This is a genomic window from Paracoccus seriniphilus (assembly GCF_028553745.1).
Classification (GTDB): domain Bacteria; phylum Pseudomonadota; class Alphaproteobacteria; order Rhodobacterales; family Rhodobacteraceae; genus Paracoccus; species Paracoccus seriniphilus.
In genome coordinates this window covers 1,569,315-1,590,424 of the sequence record NZ_CP067129.1, presented here as the reverse complement: position 1 = coordinate 1,590,424, position 21,110 = coordinate 1,569,315, and the positions used below count along the sequence as shown (strand labels likewise).

Annotated in this window: 23 protein-coding genes and 1 tRNA gene; 16 read left to right on the top strand and 8 right to left on the bottom strand. The window is 60.6% G+C overall.

Annotation, left to right across the window (positions count from 1 at the left end):
* The first annotated feature begins 51 nt into the window (after window positions 1-51).
* The 6 genes from JHW44_RS07780 (at window position 52) to ribD (ending at window position 5,258) form a co-directional block, all read left to right on the top strand.
* On the top strand, window positions 52-624 hold the full coding sequence (locus JHW44_RS07780; protein ID WP_089343502.1) for a GNAT family N-acetyltransferase: 573 nt from the start codon (window positions 52-54) through the stop codon (window positions 622-624).
* A gap of 103 nt (window positions 625-727) precedes the next feature.
* Entirely contained in the window at window positions 728-1,708 is a 981-nt protein-coding gene (locus tag JHW44_RS07775; protein WP_089343627.1) for an LLM class flavin-dependent oxidoreductase, read from the top strand.
* Window positions 1,709-1,801: 93 nt separating this feature from the next.
* Window positions 1,802-3,235: a DNA recombination protein RmuC gene (locus JHW44_RS07770; RefSeq protein ID WP_089343503.1), complete on the top strand. Its 1,434-nt coding sequence runs from the start codon at window positions 1,802-1,804 to the stop codon at window positions 3,233-3,235.
* The gene (locus tag JHW44_RS07765) at window positions 3,232-3,654 is read left to right on the top strand and encodes a secondary thiamine-phosphate synthase enzyme YjbQ (RefSeq protein WP_089343504.1); all 423 of its coding nucleotides are present in this window, start codon (window positions 3,232-3,234) and stop codon (window positions 3,652-3,654) included. Before JHW44_RS07770 ends, JHW44_RS07765 begins: the two co-directional genes overlap by 4 nt.
* 138 nt (window positions 3,655-3,792) lie before the next feature.
* On the top strand, window positions 3,793-4,254 hold the full coding sequence (gene nrdR / locus JHW44_RS07760; protein ID WP_089343505.1) for a transcriptional regulator NrdR: 462 nt from the start codon (window positions 3,793-3,795) through the stop codon (window positions 4,252-4,254).
* A gap of 26 nt (window positions 4,255-4,280) precedes the next feature.
* Window positions 4,281-5,258: a bifunctional diaminohydroxyphosphoribosylaminopyrimidine deaminase/5-amino-6-(5-phosphoribosylamino)uracil reductase RibD gene (gene ribD, locus JHW44_RS07755; protein WP_089343506.1), complete on the top strand. Its 978-nt coding sequence runs from the start codon at window positions 4,281-4,283 to the stop codon at window positions 5,256-5,258.
* A gap of 6 nt (window positions 5,259-5,264) precedes the next feature.
* Here the strand turns inward: ribD and JHW44_RS07750 are convergent, their stop codons facing one another.
* From JHW44_RS07750 to JHW44_RS07740, 3 genes are all read right to left on the bottom strand, one after another.
* On the bottom strand, window positions 5,265-7,280 hold the full coding sequence (locus JHW44_RS07750) for a capsular polysaccharide biosynthesis protein (protein WP_089343507.1): 2,016 nt from the start codon (window positions 7,278-7,280) through the stop codon (window positions 5,265-5,267).
* Window positions 7,281-7,299: 19 nt separating this feature from the next.
* Window positions 7,300-8,388 carry a polysaccharide biosynthesis/export family protein gene (locus tag JHW44_RS07745; protein ID WP_336385720.1) on the bottom strand — a complete coding sequence of 363 codons (1,089 nt, stop codon included), beginning with the start codon at window positions 8,386-8,388 and terminating at the stop codon, window positions 7,300-7,302.
* Between the two features lie 136 nt (window positions 8,389-8,524).
* Complete coding sequence (locus tag JHW44_RS07740) at window positions 8,525-9,781, bottom strand: capsule biosynthesis protein (protein ID WP_245846904.1); 1,257 nt, start codon at window positions 9,779-9,781, stop codon at window positions 8,525-8,527.
* Between the two features lie 242 nt (window positions 9,782-10,023).
* Between JHW44_RS07740 and JHW44_RS07735 the strand changes: the two genes are divergently transcribed.
* The 7 genes from JHW44_RS07735 to JHW44_RS07705 all read left to right on the top strand — a co-directional run bounded on the left by JHW44_RS07735 (window position 10,024) and on the right by JHW44_RS07705 (window position 15,383).
* The gene (locus JHW44_RS07735; RefSeq protein WP_089343509.1) at window positions 10,024-10,644 is read left to right on the top strand and encodes a riboflavin synthase; all 621 of its coding nucleotides are present in this window, start codon (window positions 10,024-10,026) and stop codon (window positions 10,642-10,644) included.
* A 57-nt stretch (window positions 10,645-10,701) separates the two neighbouring features.
* Window positions 10,702-11,820: a 3,4-dihydroxy-2-butanone-4-phosphate synthase gene (ribB, locus tag JHW44_RS07730; protein ID WP_089343510.1), complete on the top strand. Its 1,119-nt coding sequence runs from the start codon at window positions 10,702-10,704 to the stop codon at window positions 11,818-11,820.
* Between the two features lie 4 nt (window positions 11,821-11,824).
* Window positions 11,825-12,373: a 6,7-dimethyl-8-ribityllumazine synthase gene (locus JHW44_RS07725; protein WP_089343511.1), complete on the top strand. Its 549-nt coding sequence runs from the start codon at window positions 11,825-11,827 to the stop codon at window positions 12,371-12,373.
* Window positions 12,370-12,861 carry a transcription antitermination factor NusB gene (gene nusB, locus JHW44_RS07720; protein ID WP_089343512.1) on the top strand — a complete coding sequence of 164 codons (492 nt, stop codon included), beginning with the start codon at window positions 12,370-12,372 and terminating at the stop codon, window positions 12,859-12,861. Before JHW44_RS07725 ends, nusB begins: the two co-directional genes overlap by 4 nt.
* A 74-nt stretch (window positions 12,862-12,935) precedes the next feature.
* Entirely contained in the window at window positions 12,936-13,235 is a 300-nt protein-coding gene (locus JHW44_RS07715) for a hypothetical protein (protein ID WP_089343513.1), read from the top strand.
* Window positions 13,236-13,658: 423 nt separating this feature from the next.
* Window positions 13,659-14,561 carry a DUF481 domain-containing protein gene (locus JHW44_RS07710; protein WP_089343514.1) on the top strand — a complete coding sequence of 301 codons (903 nt, stop codon included), beginning with the start codon at window positions 13,659-13,661 and terminating at the stop codon, window positions 14,559-14,561.
* A gap of 357 nt (window positions 14,562-14,918) precedes the next feature.
* Window positions 14,919-15,383: an MmcB family DNA repair protein gene (locus tag JHW44_RS07705; RefSeq protein WP_089343515.1), complete on the top strand. Its 465-nt coding sequence runs from the start codon at window positions 14,919-14,921 to the stop codon at window positions 15,381-15,383.
* Here the strand turns inward: JHW44_RS07705 and JHW44_RS07700 are convergent.
* Complete coding sequence (locus tag JHW44_RS07700; RefSeq protein ID WP_089343516.1) at window positions 15,364-15,582, bottom strand: DUF6324 family protein; 219 nt, start codon at window positions 15,580-15,582, stop codon at window positions 15,364-15,366. The two genes, JHW44_RS07705 and JHW44_RS07700, sit on opposite strands and share 20 nt — an antisense overlap.
* A 103-nt stretch (window positions 15,583-15,685) precedes the next feature.
* Between JHW44_RS07700 and JHW44_RS07695 the strand changes: the two genes are divergently transcribed.
* From JHW44_RS07695 to JHW44_RS07685, 3 genes are all read left to right on the top strand, one after another.
* Window positions 15,686-15,762: transfer RNA gene (locus JHW44_RS07695), tRNA-His, on the top strand.
* A 182-nt stretch (window positions 15,763-15,944) separates the two neighbouring features.
* Window positions 15,945-16,379 carry an ElaB/YgaM/YqjD family protein gene (locus tag JHW44_RS07690; protein WP_089343517.1) on the top strand — a complete coding sequence of 145 codons (435 nt, stop codon included), beginning with the start codon at window positions 15,945-15,947 and terminating at the stop codon, window positions 16,377-16,379.
* A gap of 12 nt (window positions 16,380-16,391) precedes the next feature.
* Window positions 16,392-17,024, top strand: a complete 633-nt coding sequence (locus JHW44_RS07685; RefSeq protein WP_089343518.1) for a hypothetical protein — start codon at window positions 16,392-16,394, stop codon at window positions 17,022-17,024.
* A 26-nt stretch (window positions 17,025-17,050) separates the two neighbouring features.
* Here the strand turns inward: JHW44_RS07685 and JHW44_RS07680 are convergent, their stop codons facing one another.
* The 4 genes from JHW44_RS07680 to JHW44_RS07665 all read right to left on the bottom strand — a co-directional run bounded on the left by JHW44_RS07680 (window position 17,051) and on the right by JHW44_RS07665 (window position 20,969).
* Window positions 17,051-17,440 (bottom strand): hypothetical protein, encoded by a 390-nt coding sequence (locus tag JHW44_RS07680; protein WP_089343519.1) that lies wholly within the window; start codon window positions 17,438-17,440, stop codon window positions 17,051-17,053.
* 46 nt (window positions 17,441-17,486) lie between these two features.
* Entirely contained in the window at window positions 17,487-17,864 is a 378-nt protein-coding gene (locus JHW44_RS07675) for a DUF1850 domain-containing protein (protein ID WP_089343520.1), read from the bottom strand.
* Window positions 17,861-19,945 carry a TRAP transporter permease gene (locus JHW44_RS07670; RefSeq protein WP_089343521.1) on the bottom strand — a complete coding sequence of 695 codons (2,085 nt, stop codon included), beginning with the start codon at window positions 19,943-19,945 and terminating at the stop codon, window positions 17,861-17,863. Before JHW44_RS07670 ends, JHW44_RS07675 begins: the two co-directional genes overlap by 4 nt.
* Window positions 19,946-20,012: 67 nt before the next feature.
* The gene (locus tag JHW44_RS07665) at window positions 20,013-20,969 is read right to left on the bottom strand and encodes a TAXI family TRAP transporter solute-binding subunit (RefSeq protein WP_089343522.1); all 957 of its coding nucleotides are present in this window, start codon (window positions 20,967-20,969) and stop codon (window positions 20,013-20,015) included.
* Window positions 20,970-21,110 lie beyond the last annotated feature (141 nt).

Below are 21,110 nucleotides of genomic sequence, written 5' to 3'. Positions count from 1 at the left end.
CATTTCGGGGATATCTTCCCGGGGGAGGAAACTATGGTTATGTCTGCGCCAATGCGGGAGGGAACGCGATTGGACGACCTCAAACTTGCCGATGCCGAGGCGCTGAATCAGCCCGTCATCGAAACTGATCGCTTTGTCCTGCGCCCGCTGCGCCCTTCAGACGCGGGCATGATTGCCCATTACACCTCTGATCGTCGTGTGGCCGAAGGTACACGCGCCATACCGCATCCCTTGCCACCGGGCGCTGCCGAGGATTTCGTCGCGCGCGCACTCTCGGTCGGACGAAGCGAGGATGTCTGGGCCATTGACGGTTCAGCCAATCGCCTTGCCGAACTTCTGGGGGTCGTGTCCCTGACGCGAATGGATGATGACCAATCGGAACTGGGGTTCTGGGTCGGTGCCGGCTTCTGGAATACCGGCTTTGCCACCGAAGCTGTCGAGGCTTTGGTCAGGGCCAACCCGCACAAGGCCCGCACTCTGTTTGCCGAGGCGTTCCAGGACAATCCCGGTTCGGCGCGCGTACTGACCAATTGCGGTTTCGTCTATCTGGGCGATGCCGAAAGCTGGTCTGTCGCCCGAAATGCACGGGTGCCCACATGGACCTATCTGCGGAAGATGGGCTGATCCGTCGCCGTCGGGGAAGCCGCTGACGAAATCACGAGAAAACGCGGCCGGTCGAGATTGCATTTCGGCCGGCCGCGCTTATTTGCGATGAATGACAACGAAAATCCCATATTCATTGCTGGATCTTGCCCCTGTTCCTGAAGGTGCCGAGACCGCTGACGCCATTCGCAATACACTTGATCTGGCCGCTCACGCCGAGGATTGGGGCTATCACCGCTACTGGATGGCCGAGCATCACAACATGCCCGGCATCGCCAGTTCGGCGACGGCCGTCCTGATCGGTCTGGTCGCCCAGGCGACCCGACGCATGCGCATCGGGGCGGGCGGAATCATGCTGCCCAATCACGCCCCCCTGACCGTGGCCGAGGCATTTGGCACGCTCGCCACCGTTTTCCCCGACCGGATCGATCTGGGTTTGGGGCGGGCGCCGGGTGGCGACGGAGCCGTGATCAAGGCTCTGCGGCGTGATCCCATGGCCGACAGCTTTCCGCAGGATGTTGTCGATCTGCTGGAATATTTCGGCCCCGAACAGGAAAACGCGACAGTTCGCGCGATTCCTGGGGAGGGCACGCATGTACCAATCTGGATTCTTGGAAGCAGCCTATACGGCGCACAACTCGCCGCGCATCTGGGGCTGCCCTATTCCTTTGCCAGCCATTTCGCCCCCACCGATCTGGAACAGGCGCTGGAGATCTATCGCCGCAAGTTCCGCCCCTCGCCCTGGTGTCAGGCGCCTCGCGTGATGATGGCAATCAATGTCTTTGCGGCCGATGATGCCGAGGAGGCGGCCTATCTGCGGACGACCATGCAGTTGGCCTTTGCGCGACTGCGAACCGGCATGCCGGGCAAATTGCCTCGTCCGACGCGCGATCTGGATGGTGAGATCGGCATCCCCATGCGCAAGGCGGTAGACCAGTCGCTGCGCATCAGCGCTGTCGGCAATCCAGAGGCCGTCAAGGAACAGTTGCGTGGGTTGATTGCCGAACATCACCCTGACGAGGTCATCCTGACCGGACAGATTCATGATCACACGGCGCGATTGCGCAGTTTCGAAATCGCGGCGCAGGTAATGCAGGAATTGTAGCAGGTGTTGCGGCCTCAGGTTGCCGATCCGGGTTGAAATCTCTGGACAAAATGTGAACATTGTCTGGAGATACCGGAAAGGCAAAGGATCGGCATGCAGTTTTCAGGCGCAGAGCTTTCGGGCTGGTTAAGCGATGTCACGCTATTGCAATGCACGATCCTTGCACTGGCGACGCTTTCGATCGGCCTCTGGTTCGCCAAGAGGCGCTGGCAGCGTCTGGCGGCGGAAAGTCTTGAAAATCTCTCGGACTTGCAGAAACGGTTACATGATCTGGATCTGCAGTCGGGACGGCAGGAGATCAGGCTGGAAACCGCCCAGATTCGACAGGCCGAACTGCTGGAAGAAAAGGACGGTCTGGCTGACGCCCTGCATCAGGCGCGCCAGCAACTGGCCGAACTGCAAACGGAACTGGCCGAATCCGAGCTGACCGCCGCCAAGGATCGCGAGGTCGCCGAGCGCGAGATCGAAACTCTGAAGGCGCTGCGCGAGGACATGCGCAGTCAGTTCAAGGCGCTTGCCCATGAAACCCTGCAGGTGCAGCGACGCGACATGCAGATGGCGCAGGGTGAACAGCTTCAGGCGCTGCTGACGCCTTTTCGTGATCAGGTCAACCGCTTCCAGACGGAATTACAGGCCAGAAACAAGGTCCTGGACGAAGAATCTGCAAGATTGCGCGAACAGATTCTGACCTTGCATCAACGCTCGGAGGCGATTTCGCAAGAGGCGGTCAATCTGACCCGCGCCCTGAAGGGGCAAAAGCAGATGCAGGGTGCCTGGGGTGAGATGGTTCTTGAGAGGATACTTGAAGATTCCGGTTTAGAAGCTGGGATTCATTACGAAACGCAGTCTTCCTGGCGCGATGAGAATGGGAAGATGTGGCGCCCGGATGTCATCGTCAGAATGCCGCGCAAGAAAATCATGGTGATCGACAGCAAGGTTTCGCTGAACGATTACGAAATTTCGGTCAACAATGAGGAACCCGCATTGGCTGCGGCGGCGCTGCGGCGTCACGTGGCGGCGCTGCGGTCGCATATCACGACGCTGGCAGAGAAGGGCTATCATCGCATGGACGACAATTCGGTCGACTATGTGCTGATGTTCATTCCCATCGAGGGCGCATTTTCGGATGCGCTGCGTCACGATCCGACACTGGCAAGTTTTGCACTGGAACGCGGGATCGGGCTGACGACCCCGACGACCCTGATGCTGACTCTGCGCACGGTGGAACATATCTGGGCGGTGGACCGCCGTGAAAGCAATGCATCCGAGATCGCGCGACGCGCCGGCGCTCTTTACGACAAGGTAGCCGGTTTCGTCGACTCGATGGAGGGTGTCGGCCGCGCATTGGATCAGGCGGGGCGCGCCCATGCGCAGGCCATGGACCGTCTCAGCCGAGGCAGCGGCAATGTCATCCGTCAGGTCGAAATGCTGCGCGAACTTGGCGCGCGCACCCAGAAGCAGATCGGTCTGGATCACGACAGGTCTGACGGCCCGGAAAGCCTGCCGCCACAGGAGGCTGCGGAATGATTGCGACCTTCACTGTCCGCACGAACGGCCCAGCTTGCCATGAAATTACCGGCAAGATCGCGGAATGGTTGGCTGCGGAAGATGCCTCGGACGGGGTTTTGACGCTGATGGTGCGCCATACGTCATGCTCGCTGTTGATCCAGGAAAACGCTGATCCCGATGTCCAGGTAGATCTGCTCAACTGGCTGCAGCGTCTGGCCCCTCCGGCAGATCATTTGTCGATGCGATGGATCACGCATCGTTACGAAGGACCGGATGACATGCCGGCCCATCTCAAGGCCGCAGTGCTTCCGGTCAGCCTGGGCATTCCGGTGGCCTCGGGGCGAATGATGCTGGGACGCTGGCAGGGAATTTACCTTGTCGAGCATCGCGCAACGCCGCATGACCGGGAAGTTGCGGCCTGTTTTCAGAGGGCGTGATCTGGTCGCGATCCATTGCCCGCCACATTCAGGCCGAAAAAGCGAAATCGCCTATATGGTAGCCTGTGGATAAGGCTACCCAAGCCCTGCGCAGTTGCCTATAGTGGCTGCGGATCAGGGACCTTAGGGGACAACAAGATGCGCTGCCCGTTTTGCGGAAATGTCGATACGCAAGTCAAGGATTCACGTCCCGCCGAGGATAATGTTGCCATTCGCCGCCGAAGGTTCTGTCCGGCCTGCGGGGGGCGCTTTACCACCTATGAGCGCGTGCAGTTGCGGGATCTGGTCGTCGTCAAGACCAATGGCCGACGCGAGGATTTCGACAGGGACAAGATGGCCCGTTCGATCCGCATTGCCATGCAGAAGCGCCCGGTCGAACCCGAACGTATTGAACAGATGATATCGGGTATCGTCCGACGTCTGGAAAGCACGGGTGAAACCGATATTCCCTCGAAGATGATTGGCGAGATCGTCATGGAAGCCCTGTCGCGCATCGACAATGTTGCTTATGTGCGCTTTGCCAGCGTTTACAAGAACTTTCAGGATGCGGATGATTTCGACAAATTCGTCTCTGAATTGCGACCCGGGTCCATCGATTGACCACTGAACAGAATGATCTGAAGCACATGCGCCATGCCCTGCGCCTGGCGAGGCGTGGATTGGGCAATGTCTGGCCCAATCCCGCCGTCGGCTGCGTGTTGATCCGCGATGGCGTGGTGGTTGGACGCGGCTGGACACAGTCCGGAGGGCGCCCCCATGCCGAACGTGTGGCCCTGGCGCAGGCGGGTGATCTGGCGCGGGGCGCGACGGCCTATGTGACGCTGGAGCCCTGCGCACATCACGGGCGGACCTCGCCCTGTTCCGAAGCCCTGATCGCCGCAGGTGTAAGCCGTGTGGTCAGCGCGCTGACCGATCCCGACCCGCGGGTGGCGGGGCGTGGCCATGCCATGCTGCGCGCGGCAGGAATAGATGTCACCGAAAATGTCGGGGCGGATATGGCCCGGCAGGCGCAGGTCGGTTTCCTGTCGCGCATGACCCGCGGCAGACCCTATGTCACCTTGAAACTCGCAACCAGCTTTGATGGACGCATTGCGACCTCTTCGGGGGAAAGCAAATGGATCACCGGCGAAAAGACCCGCCAGCATGTTCACGCCCTGCGGGCGATGCATGATGCGATCATGGTGGGCGCAGGAACAGCGCGGGCGGACCGGCCGTCGCTGAACGTGCGCGGTTTCGATGTCCCGCGACAGCCGGCGCGGGTCGTGGTGACACATGGCGCCTTGCCGGACCTGCCGCCTGAGGGGCCGGATTTCGGACCGCTTTGGCAGGTGGCTGGAGATATCCCCGGGATCATGTCCGATCTGGCCGCGCGCGGGATTACGCGGGTCTTTTGCGAAGGCGGCGGACAACTGGCCGCCGGGCTGATCCAGGCCGGAGTTGTCGATCAACTGGTCGGCTATACTGCGGGGCTTGTTCTGGGCGCTGACGGGCGGCCGGGCATGGGGTCGCTGACTTATGCGGCGCTGGCTGATGCCAGGCGTTTTCGGCTGGCAGAAACACGCCGGATCGGACCGGACCTGTTCCATCGCTGGCAAGCTGTCTGAACGACCCTAACGCCGCCAGATCCAGCTGTGCCCCGACATAGCCCCCTGCAGCTTGGCCAATGCGCGCAGTCCATTGCCCCGTGAGGTCAGGCTGCTGTCGGCAAGGCGGTGAATGATCGTTTCGGGCGAACAGGGCAGGCCGGTGACCGGATCGCGATATCTTGGATAGGCAATCAGGCAGGCATGCACCAGCGCCTCCAGTCCCGGCCTTGCACGACGCCGTTCCGGCACCGGCCCAAGATCTCGCGTCAATCCCCAACCGGCATAAAAGGGTGCGCCGAACACGGTCACCGGAATGCCGCGCATCAGGGCCTCGAACCCCAGGGTCGAGGTCATTGTCCAGACCTCATCGACCTGTTCCAGCAAGGAGACGGCCGAAGCCCTGATCGCCACGTGATCGGCGAGTTCCGCCAGTTTTGCCTCGGGAACGGCACCGGGGCGCAGACCGGCTTCGACATCGGGATGGGGCTTGTAGATCAGGCAGGCCTCGGGGTTCAGCGCGCGTGTGCGGGAAAGAAGTTCCAGATTGCTGTTGACCGCCCCGGCCCCCAGTCGGATCGAGGCATCATCCTCGACCTGCCCCGGCACCAGGATGACTGGTTGCGGGTGATCTGGCGGCAGGGTGAATCCGGGGCCATCCAGATTGTATTTCGTCAGCCGCGCAGCCGCGATGGCATCGATCAGGGCCCTTGCGCGCTTTTCACCGCCGGGGGGCACGACCCTGGCAATCAGGCGCTCCAGCCGGCTCTCGGATGTCGGGTCGTAATAGATCCCCAGATCATCGGCGACCAGCGACAGCGGTGGCGTCAGTTCTGCTCCCAACCCACGAGAGCGCAGGAACCCGTCTTCGACGCGTGTGGCCTGGGGCACTTCGGAAATCCGATTGGCCCAGCACAGCGTGACATCCGGTCCCGGTTTTCGGGTGAATTTCACCGGTTTGGCATCGCCGAAGGCCGCGGCAATGAAGCGCCGTTTCCAGATCCGGATACCATAGGCCAGATGCCCGTCGCGATCCTGTCGATAGGTTGCTGTCTCGGCTTCGAGTTGGTTCAAGGCCGTCTCGAAATCGGTCAGCCGATCAAGGCAGGGATCATACCAGAGCGGCGCGGTCAGATGGCTGGCGCAGAACAGGTCTTCCAAGCCGGCGCGTCCGCGCCGCCCTTCGGGCAATGACATCTCGTCGTCGCTTTGCCCCCAGCCCGCATAGAATGGCAGGCCGAACAGACGGGGGCGATGACCGGCCAGCATCGCTTCATACCCAAGAAGGGAACTGACCGAATAGACGGCTGCGGCATGGCGCAGCAGAGCCCAGGGAGAGATGGCCCAGTCGCAGAACAGATCACCCTCTTTCAGGTCATCGCGGGTCAGATGGCCGCCGCGCAGGCCCGCTGCCGTTTCCGGATGGGTTTTCAGCAGAATGGCCTTGCCCGGATGCTCGGCCCGCGCCGTCGCCAGCATGGTCAGAAAGCGCTGCCGGTCGGCGCCCATCAGCGAAGCATCGCCCCGTGTCTGGTCCACGACCAGAACATAGCCGTCCGAGGGCGGCACGATCTGCGGATCGTGGGCATTGTATTTGGACAGATGAAAGCTTTGCAGCCGCGCGATTCCCTGACGCGCGCGCGCCAGCAATTCTGGCCCATGATCGCGCTGGACATGGGTTTCGATCAGCGAAGGCCGACCGGGATCGAAATGCACGCCATGGGGATCAAGAAGCAGGCCGATCGGGCCGCGACGCGCCAGCGGACCATGGGCGCGACCGGGCAGGACCGAGCGCAGAAAGGCGTCTTCGACGGTCAACAGCCGGGCACCGGCTCTCTGCGCCATATGGCGACCACGCCATGCCGTCGGACTGTTGCCCCAGATTGCCACGCAGTCGGATTCCGAGCGCGGAATGCCAAGGGCCAGCCGCCAGCCCGCCAGTTGCAGAATCCTGCGTAGCCGGGGTTTGGTCCAGAAGCCGCCGTTATATGCATACAGCCGCCGGGGTTCATCCCCGGCGGCTGTTTTATCGTTCAGGCCCATTTTCCGGCCCATTCGGGGATCAGTCCCCGATGCTGGTCGCCGTGTCGACCGAGTCCAGGCTGCCCGTGATGGCCTGCAGACGCTTGTTCCACTGCACGAAGGGTGCCTCGGTGACATAGATCATGTCGCCATCGCGGATCAGGAAGTCGCGGGCAAGGAACAGCCCGTTGGGACGTGTCAGATCCAGAACATAGGCCATGCGCTGGGTGCCATAGACCGGCTTGCCCAGAACCTTCGAGGCAACCGATTCCGGCTCGTCGCGCAAGATGAATACGCCCGTCGGGTCGGCCAGGGTGGTATTGAGTCCGCCGACCATGGCCAGGGCCTCGACAGCGCTGATCAATTCATTTCCAAGCGGCACGCGGGTCTGGCCACCCAACGCGCCAAGCGCGGTAAAGCTGCGCTGATCCTCTTCGACCAGAATGATGTCGCCCGGACGCAGCGCAATGTCATTGGAGCGGCTGCTGTAGAGATCGGTCAACCAGACCTTACCCTGGGTGTTGCCGCGTTTGACGGTCACCACGGCGACCTCGGGTTCAATCGAAACACCGCCAGCGCCGGCCAGCATGGCCGAAAGCGTGCGCGTCGGACGTTCGATCGGATAGACACCCTGTGCCATCACCTTGCCCATCACCGACACCGTTGCGCCATTGCCTGCGACGCGGGTCACGGTGACCTGCGGGTCCGGTGTCTGTGCGCTCAGCCGATCGGTGATGATCTGGCGAAGCTGCTCGGGGCTGTTGCCGGCTGCGCGAATGCGTCCGGCATAGGGAACAAAGATATAGCCGCCGCTATCGACCTGAATTTCCTGCAGGGAAGTCGAGCTTGCTCCCAGCGAGGTCAGCAGACCATCATCGACGTTTTCCCAGACCGACAGGCCCAACACGTCGCCGGGACGGATTTCGTCTGCGCCGACCTGACCGGCATTCCGGAAGGCGGCAGAAAACCCGTAGGCGGGTGTGAAATTCGTGGCGCGGTTCACGTGGTCGTTGACATAGATGATATTCGCATTGCCGCCGCGTTCGACCGCCCCCGCATAGATCTCGTTCTTGCTCGGCCCGGAACGTGGAAGCGCACATGCGGCCAGTAAGGTCATTGCCGCCATCATGGTCAGCCGCAGGATGCCGGCTCTGGAAGAGAAGACTGTCACCTCGAAACTCCTGTTATTCTTCGGGCCGTTATGCCGTTGTTGACGAACAGCTTAGCCGGACTGGGGCCAGCATGCCATAAGTTCTGACCCATTTTTACTCGATATCGTCGATCTGATGCCGATGCGCGACAGCCCCTCTGGCAAGAGCCTGATAGGGATCATCCGCCGCAAGGATCATGTCGGCCACAAGGCGCAGCGTATGCGCGCGGGCGCGCCGTGAATAGAAACCGCCGGGGATCTGGCTGGTTTGCAGAAGATAGTTCCGCAGAATCCGGTAGGATTGCGGATCAGGTGGTGTGGGCTTGTCAAAGAACTCTGGCAGCGATTGCCCCGAAACGATACCGGGCTTGGCATAGATCGCGCGCCCCAGCGTCTTGACCGGAATTCCGCGCCACAAGGCCTGCTGCGCCGAGGTCGAATTGACGGTCACGACCGAACGGGCATGGGCCAGCAATTCGGCGAGCTTCCCCGCTCGCAGATAGTGGACCCGATCGGCCAGACCGAATTGTGTGGCGAGGTTCTGAATCGTGCTGCGGTTCCCGGCGCGGCCGTCTTCCAGCGGATGGGCCTTGAACAGCAGGTGGTGATGACTGGGCGCTGACTTTGCAAAGGCGGAAATCACGGTTTCGATGAACTCGCGATTGCCGCTGAAAGGCGAATGACCCAGAAAATTCGAGTCATGTTCCAGTTGCAGCGGCACCAGCGTATAGGGCCAGCCCGCGAATTTGTAGCGGCGCCATTGCAGGAATGATGCAACATTGTAATAGGGCGACAGCAGGAAACGCATCAGGTTCAGCCGGAACTCCTCGATGACCGGCAGGCTGCGATGGCCAGTGTAATTGCGATAGTCGCGGTTCGCGACCAGCAGGACAAAATGATAAAGGGCGCCATAGAACTTGTGCTGGCGCATATCGCCCCATTTCGCCGGAGGGCGACGCATATCATTCGGAGCATCCCGCAATGCCCGACGCATTTGCGCCAGGGGAATCTGCAACAACATGGAATGCCCGTTCGATCCGCCCCGCTCGTAAGTGACCCAATAGGGGCGCAGGTAACCCTCTTCGAAGACATGGAAATGCAGCTCTTCCTCGCGCGAGGCATTGCGTGCCATGGCGTGGATCGGGCGGACATCGCCGTAAAGGACGATATCGGTCACGCCTTTTTCGATCAGGATACGATCCAGGAAGGCCGGCCATTCGTCCATGCGGCCGGTGAAGGGGATGAAATGTTCCTTGTCCGACCAGAAAAACGCATCACCGGCATTGAAACCGCATCGCCAGACCTGGGCGCCCGCCGCGCGCAACATTTTTCCAAGGCGATCAAAAAAGGGGCCATGCGGGCCCTGCAGCATCAGAAATACCCGTCCTTCTGCCGTATCCGGCGAATCGAGAATCTCTTCATCTGTTTTGATCGGTCGGTTCTGCATCTGGATCCAATCGCGGCATGGTTGTGTCTGATTGACACGGAGCGCTCGGGAATTCCATAGCCTTTGCATTGCGATACGGGTCGCGCGACGCCTGTGGCCGGATCGTGTGGCGCTTGCGTGCGGCCCGGCGATGCCCTACTTGCGAATGGATAGCAAGGGGCAAGGCGATGTTTACCGGGATTATCACAGATATTGGCAAGGTCCGACAGGTCGAGATGCGCGGCGACATGCGCGCCCGGATTGGTTGCAGTTATGACATGTCCGGCGTGGAAATCGGCGCCTCGATCGCCTGTGATGGCGTTTGCCTGACAGTGATTTCGAAAGGTCAGGACTGGTTTGATGTCGATATCTCGGCCGAAACCCTGTCCAAGACGAATATCGGCACGAATGGCTGGCCCGAGGGCAAGACCCTGAATCTTGAACGCGCCCTGCGCGTCGGGGACGAATTGGGCGGCCATATTGTCAGTGGCCATGTCGATGGCGTCGCCAGGATCGTCGAGGCCCATGACGATGGCGACAGCCTGCGCCTGACATTTGAAGCCCCGCCTGCTCTGGCACGCTTTATCGCGCCCAAAGGCTCGGTGGCGCTGAACGGCACCTCGTTGACCGTGAATGAGGTTGATGGCTGTCGTTTCGGCATCAACCTGATTCCCCACACCCAGCAGGTCACGACCTGGGGAAGCGCCCGGACCGGCGATGCGATCAATCTCGAGATCGACACGCTGGCGCGCTATGTTGCGCGTCTGGCCGAAGCGGATCGGCAACTGGCCACTCAGGAACGGAACTGATCGCGGCCTGATCACACCGCGTCCGACAAATGGGATGAACAGCAAAGGAGCCTAGCCATGCAATATGAGAACGCCGGACCGGTCGAGCGTGACTATGGCGACGCGATTTCACCGATCGAGGACATCATCGAGGATGCCCGCAATGGCCGGATGTTCATTCTGGTCGATCACGAGGATCGCGAGAACGAGGGTGATCTGGTCATTCCTGCCCAGATGGCGACGCCGGATGCCATCAACTTCATGGCGACCCACGGGCGCGGTCTGATCTGTCTGTCGCTGCTGGGGGAACGCATTGATGCGCTTGGTCTCAGCCTGATGAGCGCCAAGAACTCCAGCAGGCATGAAACGGCATTCACCATGTCGATCGAGGCGCGCGAAGGCGTAACCACCGGGATCAGCGCCCATGACCGCGCACGCACGATCAGCGTGGCGATCGACCCGACCAAGGGTGCCAGTGACATCGCTACGCCGGGGCATGTCTTTCCCCTGCGTGCGCGCAGTGGCGGCGTGCTTGTGCGCGCCGGCCATACCGAAGCCGCCGTGGATATCTCTCGGCTGGCCGGGCTGAACCCATCGGGCGTGATCTGCGAGATCATGAATGAAGATGGCAGCATGGCGCGCCTGCCGGACCTGATCGCCTTTGCCCAGAAGCATGGGTTGAAGATCGGCACGATCAGCGATCTGATCCGCTATCGCCGCCGCCATGACAATCTGATTGCCGAGCGCAGCCAGCAGCCCGTGACCTCGCTGCATGGCGGTGACTGGATGATGCGCATCTTTGCGGATGAGACGCAGGGGGCCGAACATGTCGTTCTGACCAAGGGCGATCTGACGCAGGGCGGCCCGGTGCTGGTGCGCATGCATGCGCTGGATCCCTTGCATGATGTTCTGGGAATCGGTCGCGCGGATGCGGGAACATTGCCAGCCGCGATGGAAGAGATCGCGCGCGAGGGCAGGGGCGTTGTCGTGCTGATCCGCGATCTGAACAATACCGTCGCCTCGCCCGACGATTCAGGGCCACAGACATTGCGCCAATATGGTCTTGGCGCCCAGATATTGTCGGCCCTGGGCCTGTCCGAACTGATCCTGCTGACGAATTCTGCACCTTTGAAGGTTGTAGGTCTTGACGCCTACGGGCTTTCGATCCATTCCACCCGGCCTATCCCGAAGGACTGAACCGATGGTTTCGAATACCCCGCATTACCAGTTGGCGCTGCCAGAATTTGCCGACCCCGTCCGTCTGCTGGCAGTTGTGGCGCCCTATTATCGTGACATCGCCGATGGCTTGCTGGCTGGCGTGCGCCAGACGGCCCAGCAGGCCGGTGCCGCGCTTGATATTGTCGAGGTGCCCGGCGCGCTGGAGATTCCGGGAGCCATCGCCCTGGCCGCTCGACATGCCCATTATGACGGCTATGTCGCGCTCGGCTGCGTCATTCGGGGCGAGACCACGCATTACGACACGGTCTGCAATGACAGCTCGCGCGGGCTGACATTGCTGGGGCTGCAAGGGATCTGCATCGGCAATGGCATCCTGACTGTCGAGAACATCGAACAGGCCGAGGTTCGCGCCGATCCCGAAGGGCAGAACAAGGGCGGCGGTGCCGCTGTGGCGGCCTTGCATCTGGTCGCGCTGGCCCGCAAATGGGCCAAGACACCGAAAACGGATGCTTTGAACGAACGCGATCTGATCCGGCTGGCCGGACAACTTGAAGGACAGGACCGGACATGAGCGACCAATCCACGGATACCAACAAGGCTCAGCGCCCGGACCGGCGTGCGCTGAGCAGCGCAGCACGTCTCTATGCGGTGCAGGCATTGTTCCAGATGGAGGCCTCGTCGCAAGGTGCTGATCGCATCCAGCAAGAGTTCCTGACCTATCGCATTGATGTCGACCATCCTGACGGTCGCACCCCCGAGGCTGATGAAGCCCTGTTTGGCCGGATCGTCGATGATGCCGTGACATGGCAGTCACGGATCGATCAGGCCACGGATCGCGGGCTGGTCGCCAAATGGCCCATCGATCGCATCGACCCGGTTTTGCGGGCGCTGTTTCGCGCGGCCGGTGCCGAGTTGGTAACCCCGAAGACCCCACCGAAGGTGGTCATCGTGGAATATGTCCGCCTGGCCGAAGCCTTCTTCCCGGATGGGCGCGAGCCGAAATTCGTGAATGCGGTGCTGGATCACATGGCGCGGGAAATCCGCCCCGACGCATTCTGATCGCAACAAATATTCCCCGAATCGGTTTTCGCGCCTAACATCGGACCCCAGCGGCCAATCGAAAGGCGCGAATCATGCCACGGCTAATCCGAATCTATATTGCCAGCGTCCTTTGGGGCATCTGTCTGGCTGCCGTGTTCACGGGCCTGCTGATCGCATTGGATGTCGCCGGGCTGCGCCATTTGCTCATGCAAAATTCGGCAGGTCATCTGGCGATCGTCATGCTGGTGGTCTTCAACAGCATCGTCTTTTCTTCGGTGCAATTCGGATTCCGGATCATGACGATGCATGACAAGACACCCCCGCCGTCGGGCAAGCGCAGCCATACTATCCTGACCCCGAAGCTGATTCTGGCCCCTGAAACGCGCCGGTAACGGCGAAAGGGACGGTTTTTAGCGACATTATTGCCGATCCGGGCAGAGCTTCGTGGCGTTTCGGCAACAGAACATGACTGCATTCCGACATTTTTTCTGCCTATGTTTTGTGCAATCACTCGTTTGTTTCAGATTTTATTCAAACTGTTTGGTCTTGGTCTGTGCGATCTGCGCATCTAATTTCATGGCTGATCTGCATAAACGCCGGTCCTGACAGGGTTCCGTTTTTCCGGTTCACAGTTTTGTTTCGGCAGGTTTTCGCGCAGCGACGTCATGGGCGAAAATTTTCACTTTTTCGACATCAAAGCTTCTCATTTGGAGGGCTGTAAGGAGGCCGGAGTTGAGCCTAGCTTCACTCCAGCAGAGATGCGCTGACACCGAAGTTCGGGTCAGTCATGAAACTCTTTCTTTAGAGGTTTTACGATGAAAAAAATTGCCCTCCTCAGCAGCACCGCTGTGATTCTTGCCGGCCTTTCGGTTCCGGCGTTCGCGCAATCCGAGATTGCCACCGGCGCAAACGCTGCAGGCATTTCCGCGGTTGATGATCGTATCTCGGACATCGAAGATGACGTTCAGGACGATTTCGATCGCTCGTCGGATGCCGACCGCTTTGGTCCGGCTTCGCGCCGTCAGGGTCTGTCCGGCTCGATGTCACTGGCCTATTCCGGCCGCACCGGCAATGTCGAAAACCAGGACCTGACGCTTGCCGGGCGCGTGTCCTATAACACCGATCCGATCAACCAGACGCTGGGAATTTCGATCGAATACGGCGAAGACGACGACGGCAACAAGGACACCGAAGAAACCAACGTCATCTATGACGCCCAATATTATTTCAACGACAGCCTCTATGCTTTCGCTCTGGGCCGGTTCACCGTTGACGGTCTGGTTGACGGCTACGACAACTCGGACGAGTCGGTTCGTGACACGGACGAGGACGAGGATCTGCGTCTGGACGGCTTCCTCGGCTTTGGTCCGGGCTATCGCATCGTCAACAACGACCTGACCGCCTGGCGCGTACAGGCCGGTGTCGGTGTCCGCTACACGCAGACCGGCGCGCAGCACATGACCGATGACTCGGAAACCGAGGTCGGCTATATCCTGTCGTCGCGCTTCTACCGCAAGCTGAACGAAAACGTGTTCCTGACCAATGACACGGACTTCCTCAGCTCGGATGTGAATGACGTCATCACCAACGAATTCGGTGTGAATGTCCGCATGAGCGACAGCCTTTCGACCCGCATCAGCTATCTGACCGAGTATCAGTCGGACCGCGCTGTGCGCACCGACAATACGCTGGGTCTCGCGGTGGTTTACGGCTTCTGAGCTGCGCCTTGCAGATCGATACGGAAGAAGGGGCGGGTTCATCCGCCCCTTCTTTCTGACCGTGATCGGGCAACGCAAAAGCCGCCTTGCGTACAAACGCAAGGCGGCTTTTTCTGTGGCGGGAACCGCAGCGACCGCGGCGGCGCGAGATTTCCCGAAAGCCTGGAGTACCAGGTGGGCGCCAGATAACGAGACCAGGGCCTCGACAGAGCCAGCCCCCTCGGAGAAGTTATAGGCCAGTGGAAAAAAGGCCACGCGCGAGAAGAGCAGAAACCCGCCGGGCATGACAGATAAGGTTCCGTCAGGGCCGTGACAAGTGCGCTTGCGTCACGTTCTGTTTTTGTTCTAGATTGACCCATGTCTTTGCGAGCCAACCACCAGAAGCTGATGCCCGGTCAGGAACTCGCCCGGGGCGTCGGGCGCATGTTGCGCAGTCTTGGCCATAGCCCGTTGATGGAATTCAGCCCTGTCAAAGGGCTGCGTGTGGACGTTGTTTCAGTCGGAACAAAGGGCGAAATCTGGATCGTCGAATGCAAAAGCAGCCGCGCGGATTTCATCAGCGACCGGAAATGGCAGGGCTATCTGGAATGGTGCGACCGCTATTTCTGGGCCGTCGACACCGATTTTCCCGACGATCTTCTGCCCGGCCACACAGGCCTGATCCGCGCGGATTCCTACGGCGCCGAGATCGTCAGGATGCCCGCTGAAACCCGCCTTGCCGCCGCAAGGCGCAACAAGATGACGCGACGGATTGCGCGGGTTTCGTCCTTGCGGCTTCAGGCAGTGATCGATCCCGAATCACTTAGCGCCGGGGAGGCTTAGATTTGCCAGATTTTTTTCCCATGGCCTGCACAGCCTCGACGGCGGCCATGAGTTCCTCGGCGATTTCCGTTGCTTCTTCAGGGTCGAAATCCAGAGGCAGATCAAAGCCATCGGCCTCGACATAGATACGAACCATGCCTTGATCCGTGGGTCCGACCTGCAGATTTGCCGAAATATTGCTTTCGCTGTTGATGCTCACGCTGTGATCCTTGCTTGGTATGTCGCTTTCTGTAACTTGAGTTGAGATTTACAGCAAGTCGGGCTTGCAACCCGCGAAACTTGGCATTAAAGACCGCACCCATGCCGCCTTAGCTCAGTTGGTTAGAGCGCTAGATTGTGGATCTAGAGGTCCCCCGTTCGAGCCGGGGAGGCGGTACCATCAAAACCCCGGAATCAATGATCTTTATGCGGCTATCCGCACAGCCTTCTCGCGCATCATTTGTGCCGGGCTGAACTGGCCTTTCCCATGGCATCGAAATTCGGCAGGCCAATGGAACGAAGGAGGGGTGGTGCGGGTTTGGTGCCTGAAGTGAAACAAGCACCCGAGGAAAGGATCTTCCTATGGCTGATACGAGCAGCACTACCGCACAGGCGAAACGTGACGCGAAAGACGCCGCAGCAGAAGCGCGCCATGACCTCAAGAGCGGCGCAAGGAATGTCGCGGATGAGGCCAAGGCAGCGGCCGAGGATCTGACTGACAATGCCGGGCTGGAGCGCCTGAAGGAGCGTGGCGCCGAATTTGCAGATCAGGCACGCCGGGCAGGACAGGAATATACCGGCCGCGCGAGAGAGATGGGCGAGGAATATGCCCATCGTGCCCGCCACGAAGCCGAACGGCTGTATTCGGCAGGGCAGGAACAGACCGATCACGCGGCCCGCTATGCCGGAGAACGCTATGACGATCTGTCAGAAACAGTGCGCCGCAATCCGGTGCAGGCCCTGGGCATCGCGGCGGGTATCGGCTTTCTGGCCGGGTTGATTCTGGCGCGTCGGTAAGGGTGCCCGTTGATGTTTGACTATGCGCAACGCCTGCAACTGGCCTTGGGCGATACAGCCCGGCGTTCGGCCATCAAGCTTGTCGCCGGCCTGTTCCTCCTTGTCGGGCTGGGCTTTCTGATCGCGGCACTATGGTCGTGGCTTGCCATCGGGCTTGGTCTTGGAGCGACCTATGCCTCCTTGATCGTGGGGGGGATCTTTCTCGCTTGTGGGCTGATCGCATTTCTTGTTGCGTCCAAACCGCGCCACGAGATGCCCACCACCGATGATCTGAAGCGCGAGGTCGAAGCCCGCGTGAACATGGCCGCGGATGCCGCTGTTGACCGGGCACGTGCCGAGGCGATGCGATTGGCCGAGATGGCCGAAGACAAGGCCAGATCCGTCGTCGGCAATGCCGGTTTTCGCGCCGCCCGCGCGGCCAGCAGTGCCGAGCATTTCGCGCGCGATACGGCGCAGCGCAGCGGGTTCACCGATGAAAACATTCAGGCGGCGCAGGAAAAGATGCATCAAGCCGCACAGGCTGGCTCACGCGCTGCCAACTCCAACGTGGGCAGCATGGCAAAACTGATCGGGGCCTTTGCGGTCGGGATCACTTTGGCATCGAAGCTGCGCGGCGGCCGCGACAACCCGGGACGCGAAGGCTGACCTGAAAGGGCGGGCCTGGCCCGCCCTTATGCCGCCGCGCTTTGATGCAGCAGGTGGTCGGCCAGCGCGCGCAGATCCTCTTCGACGAATGGAGAGGGCAGGCTGAACGAGCCTCGGGCAGCGGCGGCCTCGACCGGATCATCGCCCTGGCGCAGCACCAGCTTGGCATTCGCAGATGCGACCAGTTGATCAAGCCCCAATTCTTCCATCTGCGAAATCGTCAGTTTGGTGACAAGGACCAATTGCCGCCGGGACGATTCATCCCAGCCCTGCAGATGTGCCACGACATCGCAGGGGTCCAGAACATGCGTCACCGTGCAGCCCGGCAGCGCGGCTGCCAGCCCGCCCTGCATGTCTGCAGCGACGAGGTGATCCTTTTCCAGAACAAGAAACTCAAAACCGGTGTGATCTGTCATGACAGCAGCATCACATTCTATCTGCCGCGATGCAATTGAAGCTTTGTCATTGTGGCGGTGATTGGCTGATGCAGGGACGCAGATGAATGGGTTTGCCTTCGGCGGCGCCAAACTCATGACATTCATCCCCGTCGCAGATGCTCCAGCCGCCGTCGGTCGCGCCACTGGCCGCCAGAAAAAGGCCGGGCTGTGGTGGCAATTGGGGCGCCCAGACCCACCACTCATCGCGCAGGACCGCATCGGGGCCGGGGTCCATGCCAGCCCCCGATCCCTTGACGGCTGCCTGTTGCAGCACAAGCCTGTCGTCCTGGATGGCCCAGCTTTCGCGCCAGATCACATGTTCGACCGAATGCTGCCACTCCAGCCGGAATTCAGGGGTGGCGAGGGACAGCATGACCATACCCACCATCAGGCAACTGCTCATGCAGTTCTCCGCAACCACCAGATACCGGCACATAGCGCGGTCAGGGCAAATCCGACCTCATCGCTGAGCGGCAATGCCGCAATCAGCAGAAATGCCGCGGCAGCGGTCAGCACGCGCTCCCAAGAGGCCAAAGGGCGGATGAACCAGCCCGTCACGGTCATGCCCCACAGACCGATCGCGAGAAGACATTTCAGGACGATATAGGCGACCGCAGGCGCATAACCGATGGATTGTGCCAGGGGCCCACCGTCCTGCAGCATCAGCGCCGGCGTATAGACCGCCATATAGGGAATGACGAAACCCGCTGCCGCAACCTTCAGTGCCTCGAAGCTGATCCTCAGCCCGTTTTCCTTGGCGATCGGTGCTGCGGCAAAGCAGGCCAGCGCGACGGGCGGCGTCAGATCCGCCAGAATGCCGAAGTAGAACACGAACATATGACTGACGATCAGGGGCACACCCAGTTGCAACAGGGCCGGTGCCGCAATGGTCGAAGTGATGATGTAATTGGGGATGGTCGGAATGCCCATGCCCAGCACGATGCAGGTGATCATCGTCAGGATCAGGGACAGGATCAGACTGTCCTTGCCGACCGAGACGATATACAGCCCGAAGGTGTTGGCCGCCCCCGTCAGGGTCATGGTGGCAATGATCACGCCCACCAGCGCACAGGCAACGCCGACCGGCAGGGCGGTCTTGGCGCCCTCGGCAAGGCTGTCGATGACCTGGCGGATCGTTTCGCGCCCACCCGTGCGCAGGGCATTCCAGAGCAGCAGGATAGCGATCCCCAGCCACAAGGCGTTATTGCCGAATTCAAGGAAACTGGCGGCCAGAAGCCCCAGTCCGATCCAGAAGATCACGCGCAGGGTTCCTTGGGGCAGACCCAGCGCCGCCGAAGCGCCCAGGATCAGCATGATCGTCAAGGCCAGCCCGATGGTACCGGCAAACAGTGGCGTGTATCCCGAGAACAGCAGATAGACCAGAACGGCCAAGGGCAGGATCAGATACCAGCCTTCGCGCAGGGCGCGCCGCGCCGAGGGCAGTTCATCCCTGGACATGCCGCGCAGATTGCGTCGGCCGGCCTCCAGATGGACCATCCAGAAGGCACTGGCGAAATACAGCAATGCCGGAATGATCGCTGCACGCACCACGTCGAAATAGGCGACACCCAGCGTTTCGGCCATGATGAAGGCGACAGCACCCATCACGGGCGGCATGATCTGCCCGCCCATCGAGGCCGTGGCCTCGACGCCGCCGGCGAAAGCCGGGCGATATCCAAAGCTTTTCATCAGCGGAATGGTGAACTGGCCGGTGGTGACGACATTGGCCACGCCGGACCCCGAAATGGTGCCCATCAGGCCCGAGCTGACCACCGAAACCTTGGCCGCGCCGCCCATCTTGTGACCGACCATGCCAAGCGAGACATCCGTGAACAGCTTGATCATTCCGGCCTTTTCCAGAAATGATCCGAAGAGGATGAACAGAAAAATATAGGTCGCCGAGACATAAAGCGGTGTGCCATAGATGCCTTCGGTGCCATAGCTCATCTGCTCGACGACCTGTGCGAAATCATATCCGCGTGTCACCAATGGCCCGGGGAAATGCTGTCCGAACAGGGCGTAGATCAGGAATATCCCCGCCACCATCGGCAGCGCCGGGCCCATGATCACATAGGCCGCCGCAAAGGTCGTGACCAGCGCAATGACCCCGATCACGACATCTATCTGGTTCAACGCGCCCGAGCGCATCATCAGCGGCACATATTCTGCCCATTGATAGCCGGCGACGATGACTCCCAGCAGACCCAGACCCCAGGCCAGCATCTTGGCGCCACGGCCTTTGCCACGCAGCGCCGCCAGAAGCGGAAAGCACAGCAGAACCAGAAACCCCAGATGCAGGGCCCGCTGGATCTGGCTGGTCAGATTGACGATATGGGCCGCAATCGCGATCTGATACAGCGAGAAGGCAACCGCGATCCAATACAGCAGCTTGCCTTCGACTCCAGTGGGAAAGCTGTCCGCCAGCGGGTCGTGAAGGCCCAGATCGGGATTGTCCGCAGGGGCAGGGTGCTGCGCTTGGGTCATGACTGATTATCCGGATAGAAGACCAATGGCCGGGACCTCGCGATCCCGGCAAGACAGACAGCTTGTCCTATTCGGCGGAGACGCCGACTTCGTCATAATAGCGCTTTGCGCCCGGATGCACCGGGATCGGCATGCCTTTCAGGGCATTCTTGACGTCGATGCCAGCCGTGGCGGAATGGGCAGCCTTGAGCTCGTCCAGATTCTCATACATCAGCTTGGTCATCTGATAGGCCAGGTCGTCGCTGACCGCTTCCGAACTGACAAGGAAGTTCACGACAGCCACGGTCGCGACGTCCTCGGTCTGGCCTTCATAGGTGTTGGCGGGGATGGTCTCGGCGACATAGGGCGCGCCAAGTGTCTCGGCGATCTCATCGGGAATTGACACGACGGTAATCGGGATCGAGGTCGACAAATCCTTCAGCGAGGCGACGCCAAGCCCGGCAGATTGCAGCGTGGCATCCAGCTGGCGGTTCTTCATCAGTTCAACGGATTCGGCAAAGGGCAGGAACTCGACCTTGCCCAGATCCTCGTAGGACATGCCCGCTGCCGCGAGAATGGCCCGCGCATTCAGCTCGGTTCCCGATTTCGGTGCCCCGACCGACAGTGCCTTGCCCTTCAGGTCTTCCAGAGACTTGATTCCCGATTCCTCGCTGGCAACGACCTGGATGAAGTTCGGATACATGGCGGAAATCCCGCGCAGCTTGTCCAGAGGTTGCGGGAAGCCTGCCTCGGGGTTGCCTTCGCCCGCGAATTTGACCGAATCCCCCAGCGCAATGCCGATCTCACCCTTGTTCTGTTGCAGCAGGTTCAGGTTCTCGACGCTGGCCTTGGTCGATTGCACCTGCACCTTGGCGTCGGGGATTCCGTCCGAGAAAATCTTGGAAAGTGCGCCGCCCACGGGGTAATAGACACCTGATGTGCCGCCGGTCAGAATATTGATGAACTGCTGGGCGGAAGCGGCCATCGGTGCGGTGGCAAGAGTTGCACCTACAGCCAAACCGCTGATCGTCTTGAGGATATTCATATGGACCTCCCATTGATCTCTTCAGGGAAAGGTTACGGGCGTTCGTTCAACAGGTCAAAGCCCATCTTGGCCCGGTCCATGATTGCCGCTAAGGCAAATGAAAACGGCGCGCCCTGATTGCCAGGGCGCGCCGCTGATCCA